This window comes from Streptomyces sp. NPDC031265 (genome assembly GCF_055570295.1).
Window position 1 is genome coordinate 209,227 of the sequence record NZ_JBVIHM010000008.1, and the last position, 22,967, is coordinate 232,193.

Genomic DNA, 22,967 nt, shown 5'->3' on the forward strand with positions numbered 1-22,967 from the left:
GAGTGCACCCACACAAAAACCTCTCGCTTTCGCCGTGCCGCCTCGTCGACCATGACGGCATGAACATCAGCGCACCGCCCGCCACCGGAGTCCGCACCGACTGGGGCCAGGTCCCCGAGCACGTCCGGTGCCGACTTGAGGCAAGACTGGGCGCGCCGGTCACCGACGCGGTGACCCAGCGCGGCGGATTCTCGCCCGGAGTGGCCGCGCGCGTGCGGCTGGCGGACGGGCGGCGCGCCTTCGTGAAGGCGGTGAGCGCCGAGGCCAACCCCGGCAGTCCGGTGCTCCACCGCGCCGAGGCCCGCGTCTCCGCCGCCCTGCCGCTCGGTGTGCCCGCCCCGCGGCTGCTGGCCACCCACGACGACGCGACCTGGGTGGCTCTTGCCTTCGAGGACGTCGACGGACGTCAGCCCCACGTGCCGTGGCGGGCGGACGAGTTGTCGCGCGTCCTGCACGCGGTGGGCGAGCTCGCGCACACCCTCACCCCCGCGCCCCTCGACGTCCGTTCCGTCGTGGAGAGCGAGGCGGAGTCCTTCCGTGGGTGGGAGCAACTCCTCGACGGGGACGGAGACAGCGAAAGCCGCCGGGACCGGCTCGATCCCTGGGTCCAGCGGAACCTGGCCGCTCTCGCCGACCTCGCCGCGCCCTGGGGTGAGTTCGCCTCGGGCGATACTCTCGCCCACGGCGACCTGCGCGCCGACAACATCCTGCTGACCGCAGACGGCCGCGTCGTCTTCGTGGACTGGCCGCACGCCGTGCGGGCCGCGCCCTGGTTCGACCTGCTCCTGATGCTGCCCTGCGTGCGTGCCCAGGGAGGCCCCGACCCCGACGAGCTCTTCACCGCACACCCGGTGGGCCGGGACGCCGAGCCCGAAGGTGTGACCGCCACCCTCGCCGGGCTGGCCGGCTATTTCGTACGCCAGTCGCTGCGGAGCGCGCCGCCCGGACTGCCGACCCTGCGCGCCTTCCAGGCCGCGCAGGGCGCCGCCGCACTCGAATGGCTCAGGACGCGGCTGGGCTCGCGGCTCCCGTAGCCGCCACGCGGGCGCCGGCGCACGCACTGCGCCGACTCGGAGCAACTCACGCGGTACTTGAGCGAAACGCAAAGTGCCGGACGTAGGCTGGAGCGCCGCTGCTGGATCGTACATACATTCCATGCACCCTTGTGCCACACAAGGGATGAGAGAGGGGACCTCACCGATGGCAGGCGCTCGCCCGGAAGCCACAGGAGCTTCGCAGACATCCGGCACCCCGCACGGATCGGAAGCCGAACAGCCCCCCGGCTCCCCCGCCGCCCCGGACGAGGTGACGGGCGAGTTACTCGAACTCTCCCTGGGCTACCTGTACTCGGCGGCCCTGCACACCGCCGCGCGCTTCGGTATCGCCGACCACCTGGCGGGCGGACCGCGCAGCGCCGACGAACTCGCCAAGGCCGCGGAAGTCGACGGCCCCCACCTCTACCGGCTCCTGCGGTTCCTCGCCACCAAGGGTGTCTTCCGCGAGGACGAAGAGGGCCGCTTCCACCTCACACCTCTCGCGCAGCCACTGCGCACGGACACCGAGCGGTCGCTGCGCGACTACATCATGGTGCGCGGCGAGCCGGTCTTCTGGCAGTCGGCTGCCCAGCTCCACGAGGCCGTACGCACGGGCAGCACCGCCTTCGAGAACGTGTACGGCGTCCCCTTCTACGACCACGTCGCCGCCGACCCGGAACTCGGCAAGGCCTTCAACTCCAGCATGGCGGCGTTCTCCGAGACGCTCAGCAACGACGTCGTCGAGGCCGTCGACCTCTCCGGGGCCACGAGCGCCGTCGACGTGGGCGGCGGGCGCGGTGGTCTGCTGCGCGCGATCCTGCGTCGCAACCCGCACATGACGGGCACCCTGGTCGACCTGGACAGCGTGGTGGCCGGGCACGTACTCGACATCCCGGAATTGGCCGGACGCTGGAGCGCCCAGGCCGGGGACTTCTTCGCCTCCGTGCCGTCCGGCGCCGACGTCTACCTCCTCAAGCACGTGCTGGCCAGCTGGCCGGACGAGGAGTGCGTCCGCATCCTGCGGACATGCCGCGAGGCCATGCCCGCGGGCGGACGCCTCCTTGTCATCAACGCGATGATCCCGGCGGGCAACGACCCGCACCCGGGGAAGACCATCGATGTGCTGATGATGACGGTCCTGAACGGAAAGGGCCGCACCCGCGCGGAATACGAGGCGCTGCTCGCCAGGGCGGGATTCGCGGTCGCACGTGTTCTGGAAGCCTCGCCGCACGCGTCGGTGATCGAGGCGGTCGTGGCCGACTGAGGCTCCACACGACGTGACGGAGCCGGGCCGGGCCGGCGCGTACCCGATGAGCGCTACCCCGTCCCGGCCCCGAAGTCCCCGTCGGTCGGGCAAGACTGTCAGTGTTCTACGGCCGTCACGGCTGGAGCCTGCTCGTCTTCCAGCCACCGTCGGTGCGGTCGTAGCGCAGCCTCTCGTGCAGCCGCTCGGTGCCGGTGGCCCAGAACTCCACGGAGTCGGGCGTGAGCCGGTAGGCCGTGAAGGTCGCGGGGCGCGGCAGCGGCTGCTGCGGTTCACCCAGCGCCCGTGCGCTGGACCGCAGTTGCTCCACATGATCGAGGTCGTCCAGCGGCCGGCTCTGCCGGGAGGCGGTGCTCATGGCGTGCGTGAAGACGGGCCGCGCGAACCACATGCTGTCCGCCTCGGCGTCGGACAAGCGACTCACCGGGCCCGCCAGCGTGATCTGCTGACTGGTCTCCCTCCAGTACAGGACGCCGGACGCCCAAGGGTTCTCCGCCAGTTCCCGGCCCTTTTGGCTGTCGGAGTGGGTGAGGAAGACGATCCCGGCGTCCGTCAACGCGCTGAGCACCACGATGCGGGAGGTTGTACGGCCCCGGGTGTCGGCGGTGGCCAGGGCCAGCGCGCGCGGCTCCCGCACCCGGTGCGCGATGCTGCTCTCCAGCCATAAGGCCAGTAACCCCATCGGCTCGGGGGGCGGCGTGCGGAACTCGGGGAAGTCCACCTCGATGCTGCCGGTGAGCGTCTCGGAACCGCGGGCGCCCCCACGACTGTTGGAAGTGCTGACGGGAGATCCGTTCGACTGGGACAGGTCAGGCATGAAGAATCCTTTCGCTCGTCGAAACATCATGTCCCGCGACCTCGATGGCGTCGACGGTGCCTCAGCGGGCGCTGCCCAGATTCCGGTCGGCGTCGGAGCCCCGGAGCATCAAGGTGGTCTCCTCGATGCGGTGGAAGCGTCCGTCGGGCGCGAGGTCGGCGAACACGTACACCTCCATGCTCACCGTCGAGCCGTCCTTCTTCGTGACGTCGACGGTGTGCCGGTCGGCGTACTTGCCGCCGTCGTACAGCTCCTCGTGCACCGTGACACGGCCGTCGGCGACGACGGTCCGCAGATGGGAGATGTGCTCGATGAACTCGGCGCGGTCGGCCCACTCCCCGTCGGTGCGCTGGCGGTACTGCGCGGTGAAGTGGCGCTCGGCCGCCGCCTCCACGGTGATGTCGCGGTTGAACAGCAGGTCGTCGAGGGCGGCGCTGATGCCGGTGCGGTTCATGGTGGTTCCCTTCACACAAGCCCGTAGTGCGTGCGCGGCGCACGCATCGATGACACCGTAACAGGGAACGCGTGCGCTGCGCACGCTATTCTTGGGAGGTGGACAACGAAGTAGGGCATGAGATCGCGGATGCGCTGGGGATTCTGCTGCGCCGCACCACGCGCGCGCAGCTGCACCAACAGCTCACCACCGACATGGGCGAGGGGGTGGACGAGGTGACGTACCCGGTGCTCAGCGCACTGGCACGGACGGGGCCGCGCAGCGCGGCCGAGCTGGCCCCCGATGTCGGAATCGACCGCTCCGGTGTCACCCGCCGTGCCTCCCGGCTGGAGGCCGCCGGGCTCGTCCGCCGTGAGGCGGACCCCGACGACCGGCGGGCACAGCTGCTCGTCCTCACCGAGGAAGGCCGGCTCGCGGTGACAGAGCTGCGTACGCGGCTGGCCGCCCACATCACTGCCAGCCTGTCCTCCTGGCCGCCGGGTGAGGCCGAGGCCTTCGCCCACCAGCTGCGCCGCTTCACGGCCGAGGGCCCGTTCGCCCAGTGAGTGGCGCGGCGCCCGTCACCGTCGGGAGACGCGAATGGCCCACCGGCGGCTGACGCGCCGGTGGGCCAAGGCAGGTGGGGTCAGCGCATCACGGCTGCATCTCGTACGCCCCGGACAGCGCCTCGACACGCTCCCAGACGCGCGCCGAGCGGGCCTCGTCCACGACGGGACGCCGGACCGCGCCGAGCGCCCAGGTCTGCTGCTGCCCGGTGGCGGAGTCCTTGCCGTACAGCTCCACGGCGTGCGCGGAGAAGTCACGTACGAGAACGGCGAACAGCTCGTCCAGCACGTCTTCGTCCAGGCCCGTCAGACGGGCCTGCTCCAGGATCAGCTGGCCGTGGACGACGAGCGCGAACAGCTGGCCGACGGCGAGCAGGAGGTCGAGGTCGCGGCTCTGCTCCTCGCCGGGGGCCGCGGTGGTGACGAACTCGCACAGCGCGTCGGCCTGCTCGCGGAGGCGGGCGACGTTGGGGAGTGCGGCGTAGCCGTCGTAGGCCGCGCGCCAGTCGTGGAAGCGTACCGAGCCCAGACCCCGGGCCGGACCCTGCTGGAACAGGAACGCGTCGTCGGCCGCGTCGAGGCGGGTGGGGACGGGCGCGTACTCGGCGGGGGCCAGCAGGTGGTTGCGCATGAACTTGAGGATCAGCGCGAGGTTGACGTGGACCGTGCCCTCCAGCTTGGGCAGTCCGCGGATCTCGATAGCCGCCTGGGCGAAGTAGTTGTCCTTCTCGAAGCCCTTGGCGGCGATGACGTCCCACATCAGGTCGATGACCTTCTCGCCCTCCGTGGTCACCTTCATCTTCGTCATCGGGTTGAAGAGGAGGTAGCGGCGGTCGTCGGGTCCGGCGGAGCGGAAGTAGTCGACGGCGCGGTCGCTGAACAGCTTCATCCCGACGAGACGGACGTACGCGTCGGTCAGCTCACGCCGTACATGCGGGAAGGCGGTGACGGGACGGCCGTACAGGATGCGGTTGTGCGCGTGGGTGACGGCCTCGTACATCGCGTGCTCGCAGATGCCGATCGAGGCGGTGCACAGGTTGAACTTGCCGACGTTGACCGTGTTGAGGGCGGCGTCGAAGGCGGCGCGGCCGGTGTGCAGGACGTCGTCCGGGCCGACCGGGTAGTCCTCCAGGCGGAACTCGCTGACGTACTTGGAGGAGTCCACGACGTTCTTGACGAGGTGGTACGCGGGGTGGCGGCTGTCGGCGGCGAAGAAGACGTAGCCGTCCGGGCCCTCGACGTCGGTGCGGCGGCCGAAGACGGACACGAGCCCGGCGGCGTTGCCATTGCCGATGTAGTACTTGGAGCCGGTGGCCCGGAAGCCGCCGTCGCCGTCGGGCTCAAGAAGCATGTCGGTGGAGTAGATGTCGGCGCCGTGCGTCTTCTCGGACAGGCCGAAGGCGAACACCTCGCCCTGGGAGAGGAGTCCGGCCGCGCGGGCACGGGCGGCGGCGTTGTCGCTCTGCCAGACGGGGCCGAGGCCGAGGATGGTGACCTGCCAGGCGTACCAGTAGTCGAGGCCGTAGAACCCGAAGATCTCGTTGAGGGCCGCGATCCGGGCCGTGTCCCAGCGCTGGTCCTCGTTCCCGGCGACCGAGGCCGGGGTGAGGAAGGTGGCGAACAGGCCTTCCTTGGCGGAGAAGGCGAGGAAGTCCGCGAGCCAGGCGCGGGAGCGGTAGTCCTCGATCAGCTTGCGCTTGCCGCGGTCCTCGAACCAGTCGACGGTGGCGCGCAGCAGCCTGCGGGTCTCGGGGTCGAAGTGCGCCGGGTCGTAGGTACGCGGGTTGAACAGCAGGGCGTCGGCCATGGAGGTCCGCCTTTCGAAAGGGGTTCGGAGTCGAGGGTCAGTGGTCATCGGTGGCCGGTGCGCCGGTGGACAGCCGGTGGATGGTGGCGAGGACGTCGTCGAGCCAGGCGATCGTCATCCGCTCGTACGCGATGCCGCCCCGCAGTACGACGTGCTGCAGTTCCTGACCGGTGTCGAGCGGAGCGGGGGCTGCGGGGCCGGTGAAGTCGCGCAGTTCCCCGGCGAGGTAGTGGGCGAGCCGGTCGCTGTGCACCTGGCGGTGGCGCTCGACCTCGTGGATCACCGCGGCCGGGTCGTCGAAGGCCGCACCGCGGATCTTCACGGCGAGGTCGTGCCGCAGGCTCTCGGGTTCGATCGGCTCGTGCAGCCACTGGGAGAGGGCGGTGCGGCCGGGGCCGGCGACGGAGTACTCCTTCTTGTCCGGCCGGCCCTCCTGGGCCACCTCGCGGACGGCGAGCATGCCGTCGCTCTCCATGCGCTTGAGGACGCGGTAGATCTGCTGGTGCGTCGCTGTCCAGAAGTAGCCGATGGACCGCTCGAACCGCCGGGCCAGCTCATAGCCTGAGCCCGGTTTCTCCAGCAGGGAGACGAGGATCGCGTGTTCGAGCGCCATACCGCGATCCTTCTATGCAACTCGTTGCATAGCCAAGCCGCACGGCCCGAGTGAGACCCGGATCACCCGGGACTGCGGGGGCGGTGCGGCTCGTCGGGGTCGGTCAGGCGTCGATCGACAGCGTCACGTCAGAGCGTGGCGCCCTCGGTGCCGGGGGCGGCGCGATGCGGCGCCGGGTCGGTGGGCAGGTGCCGGAACAGGAATGCGAGCTCGGTGTCGGCGGCGCGTTCGTGGCCGTCGAGGAAGGGTTCGTAGTGGCCGCCCGGCATACGGGCGAGTTCCCCGTGCGGTGCTTGCCGGGCGGCGTCGGCGGCGGGTCCGGGGAGTACCGACTGGTCCTGGTCGCACACGAGGACCAGCAGGGGGCACGCGATACGGGAGGCCTGGCGTCCGGGCCGGTAGAACATCAGGCGCAGAGCCGTGCGGGCGGCGACCGTCTGCTGCCACTCCGGGTACGCGTTGCCCGGGTTGAGCGCCCTGTCGCCGTCGATACCGTCGGGTGTGGTGAGGAGCGCCACGGTCCCGGGTTCGCCCGCGAGCGGCACCAGCAAGGGCCGCAGGCCGACCAGTTGTCCGAGGGAGTCGAGCAGGGCCCGGCCGGTCATGCGCAGCGCCGCGAGCGGCTTCTGGTGGCGGGCCGCGCTGCGCGTGGCCGCCGGCCCGTCGGCGAACGGCGTCTGCGCGATCGCCGCCGCCAGCTGCGGGTTGCGCGCCGCGACGGGGAACACGTGGCCGCCCGACAGGGAGAAACCCCAGATAACGAGTCTGGCCGGGTCGACTCCCGGCAGCGTCGCGGCACAGGCGATCGCGGCCTGCCAGTCGGCCAGTTGCTCACCGATGGGCACCACCTGGCGCGGATGGCCGCCGCTCTCCCCCAAGTGCCGGTAGTCGAAGGCGAGGACCGAGAATCCGGCGTCGTGAAACCGCCTGGCGAACGGGTCGGTGCCGGGCTCCTTGGTCACCGCACCACCGGCGGCCATGATCACGCACGCCTGGCTGGTACCCGGATAGTGCCAGGCGGCGCACTCGGCGCCACCACTGGCGAAACGGACCTTCTCGCGCTCTACGGACGCACTCATGTCGACCTCCGAGTGGTTGAGTCTCCACCCCACGGAGAAAGTGAACCACGTGGTTCACATACTGTCCATGCGGATCAACGGGCCGCACCCCAAGGTGAGTTGAGCGGGCCGGCAGGGGTCACGTGGCCTCCTCCCGCTCCAGTGCGCGGGCCAGCGCCTCGAAGCCGGCCGCGACCCCCTCCGTGCCGCCGCCGGTCCGCGCGTCCACCAGGAAACCCCGCAACGTCGCGAGGACCATCTCGGCGACCTCGTGCTTGCGCTGTCCGGACCAGTGCTCCGGGCATACGGACAGCAGCACGGGCAGATACTGCTCCGACGCCCCCCGGCCGAGTTCCGCATAGCGGTCCGGGTCGTACATCGCCAGGCCGATGGCCTGCTCCAGTACGCGCGCCTCCGCTCCGACGAGGCCGGGCCACACCGTGCGCACCCACTCCGCCAGGGTGCGACGCGCCGACCCTTCGTCGGTGGCGGCGGCCCACGCCTGTCCTATGCGCTTCTCGCGCAGTTGGAAGATCGACTGCTTGAGCAGGTCGTCGGCCCCGTCGAAGTAGTACAGGAGCACCTTGTGCGTCGTGCCCGCCGCGCGCGCGGCACGCCGGAGCGAGAAGTCGACCAGGCCGTTGACGGCGAGGTCGTCGGTGACGCGGTCGAGCAGGTCACGGCGTCGGGCCTCGCCGCGCGGCGACCCCGCCGACCGGCGGTAGCCCGCTTGCTTTGGTGTGCCGTCGTCGGCGGGAGTGTCCATGCGGGCATGCTTCCACGATCAACGCCCGCGCTCCGCGATTGCCCGGGCATCGCTGGATGCGGCCGGCCGCGGCCACGTCCGCGATCGCCCGTATATGAAACATAGATGCCCCGCTGCGACACTCGGCGCAGAACAGCCCGAAGGCCAGGTCGCAGCCGTAGGCCTCCTCGAAAGACAGGGAATCCCGTGCAGCACAACCTGAAGTCCGGCGCCCGCCGTATGACCGTTCTCGTCCCGGCGCTCGTCGCTGCCCTCCTCGCCGTCTCGGGACCGGTCCTGTCCGCGGCCCACTCCGGTGATGCGGCACGGACCTCCCTGGCCGACGGCCCCCTCCACCACGGGAAGGGCGACCCCGAGGAGTTCAACACCAAGGCGTGACGGAGGCTGCCACCGGGGTCATGCCGGTGTAGGGCGGACCCCCCTGCCCTGCACCGCCATGACCCCGGTGGCGTCCACGAGCAGCCGCGCCCGTGCGGCCTCGGGCAGACCGGCCCGGGTGAAGACCTCCAGCGCCTCCCGGGCGTGGGCCAGCGCCTGTTCGTCGTGACCGGCGTCGGCGGAGATACGGGCGTGGATCAGCAGCGCGTACCCGCGGTCGCGGTCACGGTCGGGCACGGTCCGGAAGTAGGCCACCGCGCGGCCGGCCGCGTCCAGTGCCGGCTCGACGCGGCCCAGGACGCGCAGGGTCTCGGCACAGCGGTACAGGGCCTGCGCCCGCTGGCCCGGAATCCTCTCGGCTTCGCAGACCTCCAGGCACTGCGCGTAGTCGGCCAGTGCCTCCGGCAAACGGTCCAGTTCGTGCAGGGCCTGGCCGCGTACGCACAGTGCGTGGGCGATGCCGTGGTGGTCCGCCATCTCGCGCAGGGCGCTCAACGCCTCGTCGCAGGCGGGCAGCGCCTCGTCGGCCCTGCCCCCGCGGATCCTGGCCAGCGCGGCGTTGAGGGTGGTGGTCAGTCCGCCCGAGCGGTGCCCCAGCTCCCGGGCCAGGGCGAGCGCCTGGTCGAAGTGCTCGGCCGCGTCGTCGTAGCGCTGCTCGAACTGGGCGATGACTCCCAGGTCGTTGTACGCCTGTTGCAGGATGGCGCGGTCCCCGGCCCGGCGGCATGCCTCGGCGGCCAGTTGGGAGTCGGCCCGGGCCTGCGCCAGCTGGGTCGCCTGGAGCGCCGCGTTGCCGCAGATGAAGTGGGCACGCCCGGCAGCGTGGTGGTTGCCGTGCTGTGCCGAGATCCGGGCCAGCGCCCTTGCCGTGAGGGCCATCCGCCCGTACGGGATGTCCTGGCCGAACGAGCTGAGGGCCACCAGCATGTCCGCCGCCACTGTCAGCAGGTCCGGTTCGGCGCTGTCCCCTCGCGCGACCAGGAGCTGGACGGCGTGGACGGCGCAGTCGAACTCCGCCATGACCCATGCGCGCGCCTGCGCCAAGGTCGCGAGCCCGTTCTCTCCCGGCTCCGCGGTCACGACGGAGATCGTGCTGTGCACCGAGTCCCCCGGCACCATCCGCTGGAACGCCTCGGCCGCCATCCGCAGCAGATGGTGGAGCAGTCGGCGCTCCACCGCGAAGTCCGCGTCGCCCGACGCACCGGTGTCCGGCCGCGGCAGATGCAGCGCGAAGTCCCGGCCGAGCTCGTGGTAGCGGTAGCGTCCCGCTTCCGGTGATTCGAGCAGCGCGGCATCCACCAGCGCTTCCAGCAGGGTCTCCGTCTCCGACTCGCCAAGACCCAGCGCCGCCGCCGCGGCGGGCAGGCCGATGCTCGGCCAGGCCACCGGAGCCAGCGAACGGAACACCATCGCCTGTCTCGCGGTCAACTGGCGGTAACCGAGCTCGAAGACGGCGGAGACGGCCAGGTCGTCGGCCCGCAGTTCGCTCAGCCGCCGTCGTTCGTCCGCCAGCCGGGCCAGCAGGTACGCCACCGTCCAGCCCGGCCGGGCGGCCAGCCGGGCGGCCACGATGCGCACCGCCAGGGGCAGATGGGCGCAGGCGCCGACCAGGGCGACCGCGGCGGCCTCCTCGCGGTCGACCCGGTGTGCGCCGACGATGTGCCGCAGCAGGGACAGGGCTTCGGCCGGGCTGAACTCCGCGAGCTGGACGTGCGTGCCGGACGGCACACCGGAGAGGTGGGCCCGGCTGGTCACCACGACCGCGCAGTGGACGGCGCCCGGCAGCAGCGGCTTGACCTGCGCGGTGTCGCGGGCGTCGTCGAGCAGCAGGAGGACCCTGCGGCCGTCGAGGACCGTCCGGAACAGCCGGGCGCGGTCCTCCACGGAGCCGGGCATCTCCTGCCGCGGCACACCCAGCGCGGACAGGAAACTGGCCAGGACCGCGCCGGGGTCGGCCGCGTCCGCGCCGGTGCCGCGCAGGTCCGCGTAGAGCTGGCCGTCGGGGAACTCCTCCTTGACGCGATGGGCCACCCGCAGGGCCAGCGCGCTCTTGCCGATGCCGCCCATTCCGCTCACGGTGGCCACGGCCAAAGCGGTGCGGTCCCGATCGGCGAGGGCCTCGCACAGCGCGGAGAGCGTTCCGGCCCGGCCGCTGAAGTCGGCGATGTCCGCGGGGAGTTGCGCCGGGCGCAGGGGGGAGGACGGGCCCGCGGCCCCGGCGGCCCCCTCCCGGATGGACGGCGACGTGGCGGGGGCCGGAGCCGGTGCGACCAGTTCGGCGTCCCCGGCCAGGATCCGCTGGTGCAGCGTGCGCAGCTCCGGCCCCGGATCCAGCCCCAGCTCCGCCGCGAGCACCTCGCGCGCCGTCCCGAACACGGCGAGCGCGTCGCCCTGGCGCCCGGCGGCGTACAGTGCGCGCATCAGGAATCCGTAGGGCCGCTCGCGCAGCGGCTGTTCGCCGATGAACGCGGTCAGTTCCGGGATGACCTGGGTGTGCCGCCCCAGCAGGAGATCCAGGGCGAACCGTTCCTCCAGCAGTTGCACGCGCAGCTCGGACAGCCGGGAGCGCTGCTGCTCGGCGAACGGCCCCGGAACCCCCGCCAGCGGCTCGCCGCGCCACAGCGCCACAGCCTCGGCGAGCAGTGCAGCTCCCTCGTCGTGGCGTCCGGCCTCACGGGCACGTGCCGCGTCCGCGGCCAGCTGCTCGACGCGGAACGCGTCGACCGAAGCGGGCGGCACCGCGAGCCGGTAGCCGTCGTTGACGGAAGCCAGTACCTGCGGATCGCAGCCGCCGCTCTCCAGGATCTTGCGCAGCCGCCACACATAGGTCCGCAGGATCATCACCGCGGAGCCCGGTGCCGCCTCCCCCCATACGGCGCTCATCAGCTCGTGCAGGGGGACGACGTGGCCGGAGCGGAGTGCCAGCGCGGCCAGGGTCGCCTGCTGCTGGGGCGGGCCGCCGGGCACGACGGTCCCGCCAATCTGGATGCCCATGGATCCGAGCATGAAGAATTCCACAGTTCCCCCGGCGCGCGCACAACTCTCACCGGCTGCTGGTCTCCAGCGATCTGGCGCAAACCGGTAAACGGAGGATCATCTTACGGTGTTGGGGATTCCGACCAGGTGCGATGTGATGGCGTCCGGCTTCAGACCGATGGACTCCACGCCGGCCAGGGGCACCCATACGAGCCGGTACTGGTTGTCGCCGGAGTCGCGCTCGCTCTCCGGGCCGCCGAGGCGCGGCGTGCCCGTGGCGGGGCCCATCACGAAGTAGTGCTCGGCGCGGCCCGCGTTGTCGAGGGTGTGCAGAGGTGACTCCACGGCGGCGCGCAGCCCCGTCTCCTCGGCCAGTTCGCGTACGCACGCCTGCTCGGGTGTCTCCCCCTCCTCGACGCCTCCGCCCGGCAGGGTGTAGTACTCCACGCCGCCTTTGCGGCGGTGGATCAGCAGCACGGCATCGTCCTTCCGGACGATCGCCACGGCGCGGGCCTTCATCGGGTCCTCCCATGATCGACAAGTGTGCGCAGGACGTTACCGAGGTCGTCGCGCTCGTTCCAGAAGTGCAGCACCAGAGCGGTGCACGCGGCCCGGTCCGCGGGGTCGAGCGTGTCGAGGTCGAGGACGCCGACCGCCCGCATGACGAGGTACGGGGCCAGCCCGCGGTCGAAGAGCCCGGGGCCGAAGGCGTCGGCGAAGACGTCCAGCAGGCGGCTGAGCAGGTCGGCCCGGGCGGGCGAGAGCCGGTGCGCGAGGTCGATGTACAGCGTCGCGGTGCGGGGGTCCAGGCGCGCCCGGCAGAGCGGGGCCGCGTCGGCGTAGGGGGCCTCGCGCCACCGGTAGGCGGCCGGGTGGTACTTGGGGAACAGGTATCCACCGCCGAGGAAGAGCGACCAGAAGGCGGTCGCCAACTCCCCGCGCACATCGTTGTACCCGGCGTTGCTCAGGTCGACGAAGACCGCTCCCCTGCCCACGTTGGTCTCGCTGAAGTCGCCCTGGGACAGCATGCATTCGCGTGCGCCGAGGCCCTGGAAGAACGCCGCGGTGCCCTCCATGGCGTCCCGCATCGGCACGGGCTGCGTCACCGAGTTGACCACCACCTGCTGGTCCAGCCACGGCCGGTGGCGCTCGAAGTACCACGGGACGAGCCGTTCGGTGACACGGCGGGCGAAGAAGACGTCGATGGGCGAATCCGAACTCACCGTGCGCCGGGCACAGTTCGCGCGGATCCGGTCGAGCAGCGGCTCGACCTCCCGCTCCGGCAGCAGGGTGCCGGCCCGCTCGGCCCGGCACAGCAGGTCGAACAGGGTACCCCGCCCCAGCCCCATCGAGGGAAGGTACTCGTACACCATGACCGTCCCCGCGTCCGTGCGCAGCAGGGACAGCAGGGCCGGCACCCGGTTGCCCGCGGCGCCGAAGTCCAGATAGCCCGCGAGCTCGGCGACGGCGCTGCGGGCGCCTACGTATTTGAAGAAGTACGGCCGTCCGTCCCGCTGGGCGAAGCCGCAGGTCGAGTTCTTCAGCTCGCTCACGTCGGTGATCAGGTAGCCCCGGGACGCCAGCGCGTGCCGCCAGGCGGGGGCGCGGTCCCCGGCGGGCGGCAGGGGGTCGAGGACCTCGACACCGCTGAGCGCCTCGACGCCGGCCCAGTCGTCCGCGTCGGCCCGGTCGGCCAGCAGCTGCCGCAGGGAGACCGCGGCCGCGGGCGCGGTCACGGGGACCCGGCCAGGCCGGCCCGCACCCACTGCGCCGCCCGGGCCGCCGTCGTCTCCCGCTCCGCTCCCGGCAGGCCGAGTGCGTCGGCGTCCTTCAGCAGGTCCTCGACGATGTCCTGGACGCGCTGCTGGTAGGCGATGAAGCTGTCCCGGTAGGCCTCCTTGGGACCGGCGAACCGCAGCGCGTCGTCGCCGTGCACGTCCACTCCGCACTCCCAGTACGAGAAGGTCGTCGACAGCGCGGCCTTGCGGTCGAAGCACTCCGCGACGGGAGTGCGCAGATGCAGGGTGCGGTGCGGCAGGGCGGCCGGGGCGAGCAGCGCGGTCAGCCACTGCCGGTCGCAGCCACGCGCCTCCGAGCGGCCCATGACGGAGTAGAGGTAGCGGTCCATGATGACCACACCGCCGGAGGCGAGGTGCGGGAGCACCTCCCGGTTGACGAGGTCGACGAGCGAGGAGGCGTACATGAGCGCCATGGTGTACGGATCCCAGTTGTCGTACTTGCCGCGCGCCTTGGAGTGCCAGATGAGCGGGTTCCGGATGAACGCGCAGACCCGCACGTCCCAGCCGTCGGCGGTCAGCGCCGCCTTCAGCAGCTCGATCTGTGTGGTCTTGCCCGCGCCGTCGGACCCCTCCAGCGCGATGAGCCGGCCCGGCGGCACCGCCTCGGCGGCCGAGGGGCCGATGTTGCGTACCGGAGCCAGGTGGGGGTAGGGCCGGATCACCTCGCCCGGGTCGGGAACGTTGTCGTCGATCTTCACAGTGCGGCACTCCTACGGATCATGCTCGGTACTCCTACGGATCAGACTGCGGTCAGGGTTGCCACGTCGGCGGCCGTCGACGTGGGGGCGGTGGCCAAGTACTCCTCGAACCAGTGCAGGACGGACGACGCGACCGCCGCTATCTCGTCCTGCCCCAACTCCCGGTACTCCGTCCGGTCCGGGATGCGGGCCCTGCCCCGAGCGGGGAACGTCCGCTCGAACTGGGCGGAAATGGCGGCCGGGTCGGTCTCCTCGACACCGGCGAGCCGCAGCAGCATCTTGGCGGCGTTCAGCACCGACTTGTACAGGCGGTAGCGGCTCGTCTCGACGCCGAGCAGGGGACGCCGGATCTCGTGCAGGGTCTGGGCCAGGTAGTGGATGGTGTGCTGATGGCGCTGCGATCCGGTGAAGTCCGGCAGTTCCAGGTCCGCGCTGACGTACTGGCAGCCGATCCGGCCCTGCCCGAGCGAGTACAGCGCACTGAACGTACGCGAGTCGCAGCGCTGCAGCAGCAGCTCGTGGCGGGTCAGCACGGTGACACCGAGTTTGACACCCAACTCGCGCCGCAGCCTGACCAGTTCGGCGGCGAGGTCGGTGGTGCATCCGGTCTCGACGACCAGCAGGACGTCCAGGTCGCTGAGTTCGGGGTCGGCGGTGCCGAACCCGACGCTGCCGGCCACGGCGAACAGCAGCAGCCGCTCGCCCAGCGCGGTCCGGATCCCGTGCAGGGCGGTGGCGGCGGCGTGTCGCAGCGCGGTCGGCGCCGCCAGCTCCTGGGGACCGGTCACCCGCAGGGACGCGGCGGCCGGGCGTGCGCTGGCACCGGTCATCAGGCGGTCGAGCGCGCGCTCCAGATCCGGGCGGGGGCCGTTGTTGTCGATGAGCAGGTCGCAGGTCGCGGCGATCCGGTCGGCTCCCCGCGCCCGTTTCACCTCGTCGTTGTGGGCCAGGGCGGCCGGGTCGACGAGCGAGCGCCGGGCGCGCACCTGCGGGGCGGCGTCCAGATAGACGACGCTGAGACGCTCGCCAAGGAGGCGCTTCAGCTCCGTGGTGATATCGGGGCGGTGCAGGCTCTCGATCGTGTAGTCGAGCAGGTAGTAGTGCGCGTGGGCGTAGCGGTCCAGTTCGTCGACGACCAGCTCGGCCAGCAGCCGGGGCTCTTCGCCGTAGGGATCCGCGAGGCCGTGCCGGGCCGCCGCCAGCTCGATCAGGTAACCCTGCTTCAGTCGGGTGGTGCCGAACCGGTGGCGCAGATACTCCCCGGCGCTGCTCTTGCCGCACTCCGACAGACCACCGAGGCCGATGACCCGCCGGACGTCGCCCAGCAACGGCCTTACAGGGAGGTCAACTTGGGACAGCCGGCACCGGAGTTGGTTCTGCACGGCGACGATGTCGGCCCGGTTCGCGTCGATGACCGCGGCGTGCCGGCTCCGCCGGGTTTCCAGGGCAGCGTGCAACAGGTGCTGGTACCGGGCGTACCGGCCGTCCGCGCCTCGCTCCCGTCCGATGCTGAGCGCGGCCCCTTCGGCCGCCGGGCCCAGGTCCAGCAGAACGCTGTACGGCTCGGGGGCCGGGTCGCCCAGGATCTCGGCGCGCAACCCGGCGACCATGGCCTCGGCGTCCCGCGCCGAGAGGTCGTCCTTGAGCATGACGGAGGCGACGCAGCTCGCCTCGACGGTGGCCAGGCCGCGGTCCAGGATCACCCGGCCAGGGCCGCCGGTGAGCGCGTCCAGGCGCCTGCGGTAGCCGTCGAGGAGCAGTGTGACGAGGTCCTCGCTGCGCGACTCGGTGAACCACCAGTGGGCCAGCTCGGCGCCGGAGAGCCGGGGCCACCGCGGCTGGTGGTGGTGGACGCTCTCGCCGATCCGTACCGCGTCCCCGGTCGCCCGCCGCAGCAGCCTCAACTGGGTGGTCTTACCCGAGTTGTCGGCCCCGTCGAGGGCTATGACGTTGTTCACGAGGCCCACTCGTGCTGGAAGTCGGTGTGCAGGCTGAGGCCGCCGTCGATGAGCACCGACTGGCCGGTGATGTAGCGCGCGGCGTCGGAGAGCAGGAAGAGGGCGAGGCCGGCCACCTCATCGGGCTGTCCGATCCGGCCCAGCGGTATGCGCGCTTCGGCCCGGGCCTTCTTTGCCTGGTCGGACACCCAGTCCTGGTTCATCTCCGTGTCGATGGCGCCCGGGGCGATGGCGTTGACCCGGATCCCGTGCCCCGCGTACTCCAGGGCAAGCGTGGCGGTGAGCATCCGCAGCGCCGCCTTGCTCGCCGCGTAGCTGGCGAACCCGGGCTTGGGGACCGTCTCGTGGACGCTCGTGATGTTCAGGACCGCGCCACGGACGCCGGTGCGCACGAAGTGGTCGAGAGCCGTTCTGGCGCACAGGAACGCGCCGACCAGATTGGTGTCGAGAACACGGGAGAAATCCGCGAGGGAATGCAGATGAGTGGCGGCAGAGAGCTGTTCACCGGCATTGTTCACCAGAAAGTCGAGGGAGTTCGTGCCGCTCAGCGCGAGCTGGTACATGTCCTTCACCGCACCTTCCGATGAGACATCCGCCTCGATGAGCTGGTAGTCGGCGCCGAGACCGTCCAGATATTCCCGGGTCTCCTTTTCCCGGCGGCGGCCTTCCGTGCTGCTCCAGTCGCGGTCGTTGAGCACCACGCGGGCGCCGGACCGGGCCAGTCCCCAGGCTATCGATCGCCCGATTCCGGAACCCGCACCGGTTATCAGGGCGCTTTTTCCTGCCATCGGCAGCTGGTCGGTCATGGCTGGCCGGACCCCTCTCATCTGCTGGTGAGCCGCTCAGCCTGGCAAGCTCCCATATATCTCTGATCTACGTCGGAACGGTCGCGCATATACGGCTCATCAACGAATTATCTATACGCGAGAAAAACGAATGAGTCGTTCGATCCGGGCTTGACGTGGCGTTTCTGATGCTCATATGTTTCTGGGGCACCCCCGACGGACCGAGAGATGGAGGGAGGGAACCAAAATGCGAGCTCACAAGGTGTCGCTCCGTCCGCGTCTGGACAAGACGTCGACGAAGCAGCGGTAATTTCCGCTCATAAAAAGCAGGGCGGAGCACTTGCTCCGCCCTGCTTTGTCTCTCCGTACAAACCGTCCGAGAAACCCAGGAAAGGCCGAGATGCCGAGCTCGCCCACCGTCGTCGTACCTTCCGCACTGCCGACGATCGCGCTGCTGGACGAGCGGCTGCGCACGACCAGCATCTGCCTCGCCGTCCGCTACGGCTCCCGCGACGATCCGGCGGAGCACGGCGGGCTCGCCCATCTGCTGGAGCACACGCTGATGTCGGCCCCGCTGGACGGGCGTCCCTCCTTCTGCGAGCAGGTGGAACGGCTCGGCGGCCACGCGAACGCCGAGACCGGGCTCGACATCATGCTCTTCTACGCCCAGGTGCACGCCGACGACGCCGATACGGTGGCGCGGCTGCTGCACCAGGCGGTACTCCGGCCCGAGTTGACCGAAGCGGTCCTCGACACCGAGCGCGACGCGGTCCTGCAGGAGCTCGCCGCGGCGCAGGCCGACCCGGGCGACGTCGTGCAGGACGCCTTCCTGGCCCGGCTGTTCCCCGGCCACCCGCTGGGCCGGCCGGTCGGCGGCGACGTCGAACAGATCCGCCGGACCACCCTCCTCGACGTACTGGTCGGACACCGCACCAGGTTCCTCACCAGCGCCATGACGCTGGTCGTGACCGGGCCCCGGCTGCCACGTCTCGACGGCCTCGGGCGCACCGTGCCGGCCGCGGCCGTCCCGCCGGCCGCCGAGTCCCTGACCCCTCTCGCCGAGCCCGCCGACCCTGCCGTGACCTGGCCCGACGAGTACGGCTGGGTCTGCGTCGGAGCCCGCTCCACCGGGGCCGACGACCCGCGGCGCCGCCGCTTCGCGATCCTGGCCCAGCTCCTCGGCGACAGCCCCTCGTCCCCGCTCTACCGCAGACTGCGCAACGAGGCCGGACTGGCCTACACGTTCGCGTGCTGGGACCGCGGCTACCAGGAGGCGGGCGCATGGCGGGTCCTGGTCGGCATCGAACCGGGCAACGGTGAGACGGTCGTCGGCATCGTGCGCGAGATCCTGGCCGAACTGGCGTCCGCCGGACCGGACCCGGACGACCTGGCGGCCGCCCACCGACAGGCCAGGATGCGGCTGATCCTGGACAGCGAGTCGCCGCTGGACCATCTGCGCATGGTCGCCCAGCGCACCCGCGCCGGCACCACCGCGTGGTCGTTGGCCACGGAGCTGGCGGCCCTGGACGCCGTCGACGCGGAGCAGGTCCGCGCGGCGGCGGCCGAGGTGCTGAGCGAACTGACCGTCGTCGTACGGCCGGAGGCGTCATGAGCACCCACGCCACCGTCTCCCCCGCCTACCTCGCCTGGGCCCGAGAGCAGCGGATGCGGGCCGAGATCGACCACCACGTCTATGTGGCGGGAGCGCAGACCGACCCCGTCACCCAGGAACAAGGCTGTCTGGTGGAGTACGCCGCCCCGGAGCTGCTGGCCACTCCCGCCGCCCTGGCCGAGCTGGAACGGCAGCTCGCCGCCGCCCACCCCGAGGCCACGGCGTTGCTGCTGCGCGCGCCCGGCGACACCCGACTGCCCGCACCCTGGCGGCCGTCCCTGAGCTATGTGCGCCACACCGGCGCCGCGGCGCCGGCCCCCCGCCCGCCGGCCGGCCTCGGCGTCACCCCGGCCGGACCGGAGCACGACGTGCTCATCGCGGGCTGGCTGGCCCGCGCGATCGCCGACGGCTACGGATACGGGCCCGAGGACGTGCGGACCGGAGAGCTCATCGACGCCGCGGCCACCGACGTACTCGACGCCCCCGGCCGGGTCTCCTTCCTGCTGACCCGTGACGGCCGCCCGGTCGGTCACGCGTCCGTACTGACCGAGGCCCAGGACGAGGTCACCGGCACCGAGTTCGTCGACCTGTTCGACCTGCTGGTCGAGGAGAGCGACGTCGTACGCCCCGGCACCACGGCACTGGTCGCCGCGTGCGCCGCCCTCGCCGCCGAACGGGAACGGCCGCTGTTCGGCAACGTCGTGCACGACAGCGCCGGCCCCGACAGCGGCACCCGGGTCGTGGCGTCCCTGCTGGAGCGCGGCTGGTGCCTCGACCACCGCTTCTGGCGCCGCCCCCGCCCCGACGAGGAGACCTCCGCATGAGTACCCGCGCCCGCGCCGACTCGGTCGATCTGCCGCTGCTGTACCGGCTGTTCGACCTCTCCCCCGACGACGACCTGCGCTTCCTGGTCCGCCGGGCCAGGGCCACCCGGGATACGCTCGCCCAGCTGGTCCTCTCGGTCGCCGAGCGGGCCGGTCACCGGCTGGGCACCGGATCCACCGACGAACTGCGCCGGGCCCGGACCCGGGCCGACGGCTACCGCCGTCTGCACACCGCGGTCTCGGCCGTCCACCCCGTACGCGTGCTCAAGGGACCCGCGATCGCCCAGCACTACCCCGAAGGCGTCCTGCGGCCGACGGGCGACCTCGATCTGGTCGTCTCCGGCGAGAGGGAACTCTGGAACGTCGTCCGGGTGGTGCTCGACCACCAGACCGTCGACGCGATCGACTACTCCCTGGTCGACGGCGAGCACCGGCACATGATGGCCACCCTCTCCTGGGCGCCGCTGGACCCCCTGCTCGACCGCGATGCCAAGATCGAGGTGGGCACCGCCGCCTACTTCGGGGACGGCGCGGTGCTGCCCGTACGCTCCCGGCCCCCGGCGGACGACGTGCTCACCGGCCTCCTCGCGATCGCGGAGGAACGCTTCCAGCGCGCTTTCCACGCCGTCGACGCGATCGACGCGATCGTCCTCTCCCAGGTCGGCCCGGACTCGGTCGCGGACGCCGAGGCGACGGTCCGCGAGTTCCGGCTGGCCCCGGAGGTCGCGGAACTGCTCGCCCACGCCGGACGGTGCGCGCCACTCGGCCCGTTCGAGGAGCTCCGCCGACGCCTGGAGCCGGCCGCCGAACAGGAACGGGAGCTGCGCGGCGCGGCCACCGCCCGGGGCACCGCGGCCCAACGGATCCGCTACGGCATGGAGTTGCGCCGGGCCCACCGGTCCGACTGGCGGCGCGCGGTGGAGCACCACGCGGGCGGCGACACCCTGATGCTGACCCCGGTCGGCGACTACCTGCTGGTCGAGTCCGAACTGGTCGCGCCGGACCGCTATGAAGCGGCGCTCTCCGCCCTCCCCCACCTGCCCGAAGGACCACGATGAGTGCCATCGAGATACGCGCGCTGTGCCGCGACTACGGCGTGGGCCGGGCCGGCGACAAACACACCCAGGCCCTCAGCGACGTGGACCTGACCATCGAACTCGGCGAGGTGCACGGCCTGGTCGGCCCCAACGGCGCGGGCAAGACCACCCTGTGCAAGATCCTTTCGACCGTACTGGAGGCCACCTCCGGCAGCGCCAAGGTCCTGGGCCACGACGCCGCCACGGATGCGGCGGCCGTCCGCCGCCACATCGGGATCGTCTTCGGCGGCGACCGCGGTCTGTACGGACGGCTCAGCGCCCGGCAGAACCTGCGCTTCTGGGCCGCCATGTACGGGCTGCACGGCGCCGCGCTGCGGCTGCGGGCCGACGAACTGCTGGAGCGCCTCGGCCTGGCCGACCGCGCGGGCGACCGCGTCGACACCTTCTCGCGCGGTATGAAACAGCGGCTTCACCTGGCCCGCGGGCTGGTCGGCGACCCGCGCGTGCTGCTCCTGGACGAGCCCACCGTGGGCATGGACCCGGTGGCCGCCCGCGACTTCCGCGGACTCGTCGGCGAAATGCGCGCGGAGCGCAGGACCGTGCTGATCACCACGCACGACATGGCCGAGGCCGAGGCGGTCTGCGATCTGGTGACCATGATCGACCGGGGGCGCGTGCTCCTCACCGACACACCCTCCGCCATCGGCGAGGTGGTGCCCCGTCACGAACGCGTGGTCGCGGGCGCAGTACCGGCCGAGACACGGCAGGCGCTCACCGAACTGCCGGGCGTCGTCTCCGTCGAGCGCGAGACCTCCGGCCGGCTCCGGGTGGAGACCTCCAACGCCGCGGTGACCCGTACCGTACTGCGACTGCTGGTGGAGGCGGGCGTGTCCGAACTGTCCACCCAGCGGCCGAACCTGGAGGACGCCTACCTCCACCTCATCGGCGACCGCGGGATGGCGGTCGGCTGATGCGGATCTTCCTCACCGGCTTCCGGTTCCAGCTCAGGGTCGCCTGGGGCTCCCCGGACACCTTGCAGATCTGGGTCACCGCCCCGCTGTTCACACTGGTCTTCATGGCCATCGCGGAGCACGCGGAGCGGCCCGACCTCGCCCCGTTCGCCATCGTGTCCCCCACCCTCATGTCGCTGTGGACCCTGGCCCTGTTCATCGCCGGCGAGCTGATCGGCGACGAGCGCAGATCCGGCACTCTGGAAGCGCTGATCGCCGTACCGGCGCGACTCTCCACCCTGGTGATCGGGCGGATCTGCGCGGTGACCGCCCTCGGTCTGCTCTCCTTCGCGGAAGCGTGGCTGGTCGCCGGGCTCGTCTTCGACCGGTGGCTGGCGGTGCGCCACCCGCTCCCGTTCGTGCTGTGCCTGGTGGTGACCGCGCTGGCGATGGCCGCCACCGCGACCATCTTCTCCCCGCTGTTCATCCTGCTGCCCTCGGCCCGCACGGTCCAGAACACCCTCACCTACCCGTTCTACCTGCTCAGCGGTGTCCTCCTCCCTGTGGCGATGCTGCCGTTCTGGCTCCGGCCGGCGTCCCACCTGATCTTCCTCTCCTGGAGCGGCGACCTGCTGCGCGACAGCCTGGCCGCCCCGGCCCCGCACGACGTCGCCGCCCGTCTGATCGCCGTCCTGGCACTGGGCGCCGCGAGCCATCTGATCGGAATGGCGCTGCTGCACCGCGTGCTGCGCCGAGTCCGCCGACTAGGAACGCTGTCCCACTCATGAGCTTCACGACATCGATCACCGCGCCCGCGCGCATCATCCGCTACAGCGCCGCCAACGCGCTGGCCGACATGCGCCACATGTACACCTGGAAGACCTGGACGTTCGGCTGGCTGGGCCGGATGCTGGCGCAGGTCACCTTCTTCGCGGTCTTCGGCCACGTCATCGGATCCGCCGACCAGACGCGCTATCTGCTCGTCGGCAACGCGGTCATGACCTGCGTCATCGAATCGATGATGGTCGTCGTCTCCACCACCTGGGAACGTCGGGTCGGCACCCTCACCCTGCTGTCCGCGGCCCCGGCCCCGCTCTCGTGGGTGTTCATCGGCCGCAGCCTGCAGTGGCCGGTGAGCGGCACGGTCACCTCGCTGGTCGCGCTGTTCGGTCTCGGACCGGCGTTCGGGGTGAGCTGGCGGGCCGGGCAGATCCTGCCGGTGGTGGCACTGGTCGTCCTCACCGCGGCGAGCACCTACTGCTTCGGCCTGTTCGTCGCCGCGGTGGCCTTCAACGCCGACGGCGCCCGCAACATCATCTCCAATGCCACGTATCTGCTCATGATGGCGGTCTGCGGAGTCCAGGTGCCGACCTCGTACTGGCCCGACTGGGTACGGGCCGTGGCGCAGGCGATCCCCCTCACCCAGACCCTCAAGGCGATCCGTTCCGTCAGCGGCGGCACCGGCCCCGCCCTGATCCCCGCCTGCTGGGCCGTGCTGCTCGGCATCGGCTGGCTCGTCGCGGCCTCCTGGATGTTCCGCCTGATGGCCCTTCGAGGCCGCCGCTCGGGCTCGATGGGAACGGGCGCCTGAC

At 71.4% G+C, this 22,967-nt stretch carries 22 protein-coding genes; 10 read left to right on the forward strand and 12 right to left on the reverse strand.

Features of this window, described 5'->3' with window-relative positions:
- Positions 1–59 precede the first annotated feature (59 nt).
- Positions 60–1,034, forward strand: a complete 975-nt coding sequence (locus tag ACZ499_RS15665) for a phosphotransferase family protein (protein WP_468675375.1) — start codon at positions 60–62, stop codon at positions 1,032–1,034.
- 166 nt (positions 1,035–1,200) lie between these two features.
- A complete protein-coding gene (locus ACZ499_RS15670) occupies positions 1,201–2,298 on the forward strand; it encodes a methyltransferase (RefSeq protein WP_468675378.1) in 1,098 nt (365 codons plus the stop codon).
- A 115-nt stretch (positions 2,299–2,413) separates the two neighbouring features.
- Here ACZ499_RS15670 and phzG read toward each other — a convergent pair whose 3' ends face one another.
- Positions 2,414–3,115: a phenazine biosynthesis FMN-dependent oxidase PhzG gene (phzG, locus tag ACZ499_RS15675; protein ID WP_468675380.1), complete on the reverse strand. Its 702-nt coding sequence runs from the start codon at positions 3,113–3,115 to the stop codon at positions 2,414–2,416.
- A gap of 61 nt (positions 3,116–3,176) precedes the next feature.
- The gene (locus ACZ499_RS15680) at positions 3,177–3,569 is read right to left on the reverse strand and encodes a nuclear transport factor 2 family protein (RefSeq protein WP_468675382.1); all 393 of its coding nucleotides are present in this window, start codon (positions 3,567–3,569) and stop codon (positions 3,177–3,179) included.
- A 98-nt stretch (positions 3,570–3,667) separates the two neighbouring features.
- On the opposite strand from ACZ499_RS15680, the gene ACZ499_RS15685 reads away from it, so the two are divergent.
- Positions 3,668–4,114 carry a MarR family winged helix-turn-helix transcriptional regulator gene (locus tag ACZ499_RS15685; protein WP_468675385.1) on the forward strand — a complete coding sequence of 149 codons (447 nt, stop codon included), beginning with the start codon at positions 3,668–3,670 and terminating at the stop codon, positions 4,112–4,114.
- A gap of 88 nt (positions 4,115–4,202) precedes the next feature.
- Here the strand turns inward: ACZ499_RS15685 and ACZ499_RS15690 are convergent, their stop codons facing one another.
- From ACZ499_RS15690 to ACZ499_RS15705, 4 genes are all read right to left on the reverse strand, one after another.
- Positions 4,203–5,921, reverse strand: coding sequence for an acyl-CoA dehydrogenase family protein (locus ACZ499_RS15690; protein WP_468675387.1), 1,719 nt, complete (start codon positions 5,919–5,921; stop codon positions 4,203–4,205).
- Between the two features lie 37 nt (positions 5,922–5,958).
- A complete protein-coding gene (locus ACZ499_RS15695) occupies positions 5,959–6,534 on the reverse strand; it encodes a PadR family transcriptional regulator (RefSeq protein ID WP_468675389.1) in 576 nt (191 codons plus the stop codon).
- A 128-nt stretch (positions 6,535–6,662) separates the two neighbouring features.
- Positions 6,663–7,613, reverse strand: a complete 951-nt coding sequence (locus ACZ499_RS15700) for an alpha/beta hydrolase (RefSeq protein ID WP_468675391.1) — start codon at positions 7,611–7,613, stop codon at positions 6,663–6,665.
- A gap of 118 nt (positions 7,614–7,731) precedes the next feature.
- On the reverse strand, positions 7,732–8,358 hold the full coding sequence (locus ACZ499_RS15705; protein WP_468675393.1) for a TetR/AcrR family transcriptional regulator: 627 nt from the start codon (positions 8,356–8,358) through the stop codon (positions 7,732–7,734).
- 186 nt (positions 8,359–8,544) lie between these two features.
- Here ACZ499_RS15705 and ACZ499_RS15710 point away from each other — a divergent pair, with 186 nt between their 5' ends.
- On the forward strand, positions 8,545–8,736 hold the full coding sequence (locus tag ACZ499_RS15710; protein WP_468675395.1) for a hypothetical protein: 192 nt from the start codon (positions 8,545–8,547) through the stop codon (positions 8,734–8,736).
- Between the two features lie 18 nt (positions 8,737–8,754).
- On the opposite strand, the gene ACZ499_RS15715 is transcribed toward ACZ499_RS15710, so the two are convergent.
- The 6 genes from ACZ499_RS15715 to ACZ499_RS15740 all read right to left on the reverse strand — a co-directional run bounded on the left by ACZ499_RS15715 (position 8,755) and on the right by ACZ499_RS15740 (position 16,973).
- A complete protein-coding gene (locus tag ACZ499_RS15715; RefSeq protein ID WP_468675397.1) occupies positions 8,755–11,730 on the reverse strand; it encodes an AfsR/SARP family transcriptional regulator in 2,976 nt (991 codons plus the stop codon).
- Between the two features lie 99 nt (positions 11,731–11,829).
- Entirely contained in the window at positions 11,830–12,231 is a 402-nt protein-coding gene (locus ACZ499_RS15720) for an NUDIX domain-containing protein (protein ID WP_468675398.1), read from the reverse strand.
- Positions 12,228–13,448, reverse strand: coding sequence for a hypothetical protein (locus ACZ499_RS15725; RefSeq protein WP_468675399.1), 1,221 nt, complete (start codon positions 13,446–13,448; stop codon positions 12,228–12,230). The genes ACZ499_RS15720 and ACZ499_RS15725 overlap by 4 nt, the downstream gene beginning before the upstream one ends.
- Entirely contained in the window at positions 13,445–14,209 is a 765-nt protein-coding gene (locus tag ACZ499_RS15730; protein ID WP_468675401.1) for a dTMP kinase, read from the reverse strand. Before ACZ499_RS15730 ends, ACZ499_RS15725 begins: the two co-directional genes overlap by 4 nt.
- A gap of 41 nt (positions 14,210–14,250) precedes the next feature.
- Positions 14,251–16,167, reverse strand: coding sequence for a hypothetical protein (locus tag ACZ499_RS15735; protein ID WP_468675403.1), 1,917 nt, complete (start codon positions 16,165–16,167; stop codon positions 14,251–14,253).
- Complete coding sequence (locus ACZ499_RS15740; protein WP_468675405.1) at positions 16,164–16,973, reverse strand: glucose 1-dehydrogenase; 810 nt, start codon at positions 16,971–16,973, stop codon at positions 16,164–16,166. Before ACZ499_RS15740 ends, ACZ499_RS15735 begins: the two co-directional genes overlap by 4 nt.
- A gap of 379 nt (positions 16,974–17,352) precedes the next feature.
- Between ACZ499_RS15740 and ACZ499_RS15745 the strand changes: the two genes are divergently transcribed.
- Genes ACZ499_RS15745 through ACZ499_RS15770 form a run of 6 tightly spaced genes read left to right on the forward strand, consistent with a single transcriptional unit; the run spans position 17,353 to position 22,966 of the window.
- A complete protein-coding gene (locus ACZ499_RS15745) occupies positions 17,353–18,564 on the forward strand; it encodes a M16 family metallopeptidase (protein WP_468675407.1) in 1,212 nt (403 codons plus the stop codon).
- Positions 18,561–19,388 (forward strand): hypothetical protein, encoded by an 828-nt coding sequence (locus ACZ499_RS15750; protein WP_468675410.1) that lies wholly within the window; start codon positions 18,561–18,563, stop codon positions 19,386–19,388. Before ACZ499_RS15745 ends, ACZ499_RS15750 begins: the two co-directional genes overlap by 4 nt.
- A complete protein-coding gene (locus ACZ499_RS15755) occupies positions 19,385–20,446 on the forward strand; it encodes a hypothetical protein (protein ID WP_468675411.1) in 1,062 nt (353 codons plus the stop codon). Before ACZ499_RS15750 ends, ACZ499_RS15755 begins: the two co-directional genes overlap by 4 nt.
- Complete coding sequence (locus tag ACZ499_RS15760; protein WP_468675413.1) at positions 20,443–21,396, forward strand: ABC transporter ATP-binding protein; 954 nt, start codon at positions 20,443–20,445, stop codon at positions 21,394–21,396. The genes ACZ499_RS15755 and ACZ499_RS15760 overlap by 4 nt, the downstream gene beginning before the upstream one ends.
- Positions 21,396–22,163, forward strand: a complete 768-nt coding sequence (locus ACZ499_RS15765) for an ABC transporter permease (RefSeq protein ID WP_468675415.1) — start codon at positions 21,396–21,398, stop codon at positions 22,161–22,163. Before ACZ499_RS15760 ends, ACZ499_RS15765 begins: the two co-directional genes overlap by 1 nt.
- Positions 22,160–22,966, forward strand: a complete 807-nt coding sequence (locus tag ACZ499_RS15770; protein WP_468403878.1) for an ABC transporter permease — start codon at positions 22,160–22,162, stop codon at positions 22,964–22,966. Before ACZ499_RS15765 ends, ACZ499_RS15770 begins: the two co-directional genes overlap by 4 nt.
- Position 22,967 lies beyond the last annotated feature (1 nt).

Bases quoted from the DNA above. Each gene is read 5' to 3' on its own strand.
- ACZ499_RS15665 (WP_468675375.1), top strand. From the start codon at position 60: ATGAACATCAGCGCACCGCCCGCCACCGGAGTCCGCACCGACTGGGGC.
- ACZ499_RS15670 (WP_468675378.1), top strand. From the start codon at position 1,201: ATGGCAGGCGCTCGCCCGGAAGCCACAGGAGCTTCGCAGACATCCGGC.
- phzG (WP_468675380.1), bottom strand. From the start codon at position 3,115: ATGCCTGACCTGTCCCAGTCGAACGGATCTCCCGTCAGCACTTCCAAC.
- ACZ499_RS15680 (WP_468675382.1), bottom strand. From the start codon at position 3,569: ATGAACCGCACCGGCATCAGCGCCGCCCTCGACGACCTGCTGTTCAAC.
- ACZ499_RS15690 (WP_468675387.1), bottom strand. From the start codon at position 5,921: ATGGCCGACGCCCTGCTGTTCAACCCGCGTACCTACGACCCGGCGCAC.
- ACZ499_RS15695 (WP_468675389.1), bottom strand. From the start codon at position 6,534: ATGGCGCTCGAACACGCGATCCTCGTCTCCCTGCTGGAGAAACCGGGC.
- ACZ499_RS15700 (WP_468675391.1), bottom strand. From the start codon at position 7,613: ATGAGTGCGTCCGTAGAGCGCGAGAAGGTCCGTTTCGCCAGTGGTGGC.
- ACZ499_RS15705 (WP_468675393.1), bottom strand. From the start codon at position 8,358: ATGGACACTCCCGCCGACGACGGCACACCAAAGCAAGCGGGCTACCGC.
- ACZ499_RS15715 (WP_468675397.1), bottom strand. From the start codon at position 11,730: ATGGGCATCCAGATTGGCGGGACCGTCGTGCCCGGCGGCCCGCCCCAG.
- ACZ499_RS15720 (WP_468675398.1), bottom strand. From the start codon at position 12,231: ATGAAGGCCCGCGCCGTGGCGATCGTCCGGAAGGACGATGCCGTGCTG.
- ACZ499_RS15740 (WP_468675405.1), bottom strand. From the start codon at position 16,973: ATGACCGACCAGCTGCCGATGGCAGGAAAAAGCGCCCTGATAACCGGT.
- ACZ499_RS15745 (WP_468675407.1), top strand. From the start codon at position 17,353: ATGCCGAGCTCGCCCACCGTCGTCGTACCTTCCGCACTGCCGACGATC.
- ACZ499_RS15750 (WP_468675410.1), top strand. From the start codon at position 18,561: ATGAGCACCCACGCCACCGTCTCCCCCGCCTACCTCGCCTGGGCCCGA.
- ACZ499_RS15755 (WP_468675411.1), top strand. From the start codon at position 19,385: ATGAGTACCCGCGCCCGCGCCGACTCGGTCGATCTGCCGCTGCTGTAC.
- ACZ499_RS15760 (WP_468675413.1), top strand. From the start codon at position 20,443: ATGAGTGCCATCGAGATACGCGCGCTGTGCCGCGACTACGGCGTGGGC.
- ACZ499_RS15765 (WP_468675415.1), top strand. From the start codon at position 21,396: ATGCGGATCTTCCTCACCGGCTTCCGGTTCCAGCTCAGGGTCGCCTGG.
- ACZ499_RS15770 (WP_468403878.1), top strand. From the start codon at position 22,160: ATGAGCTTCACGACATCGATCACCGCGCCCGCGCGCATCATCCGCTAC.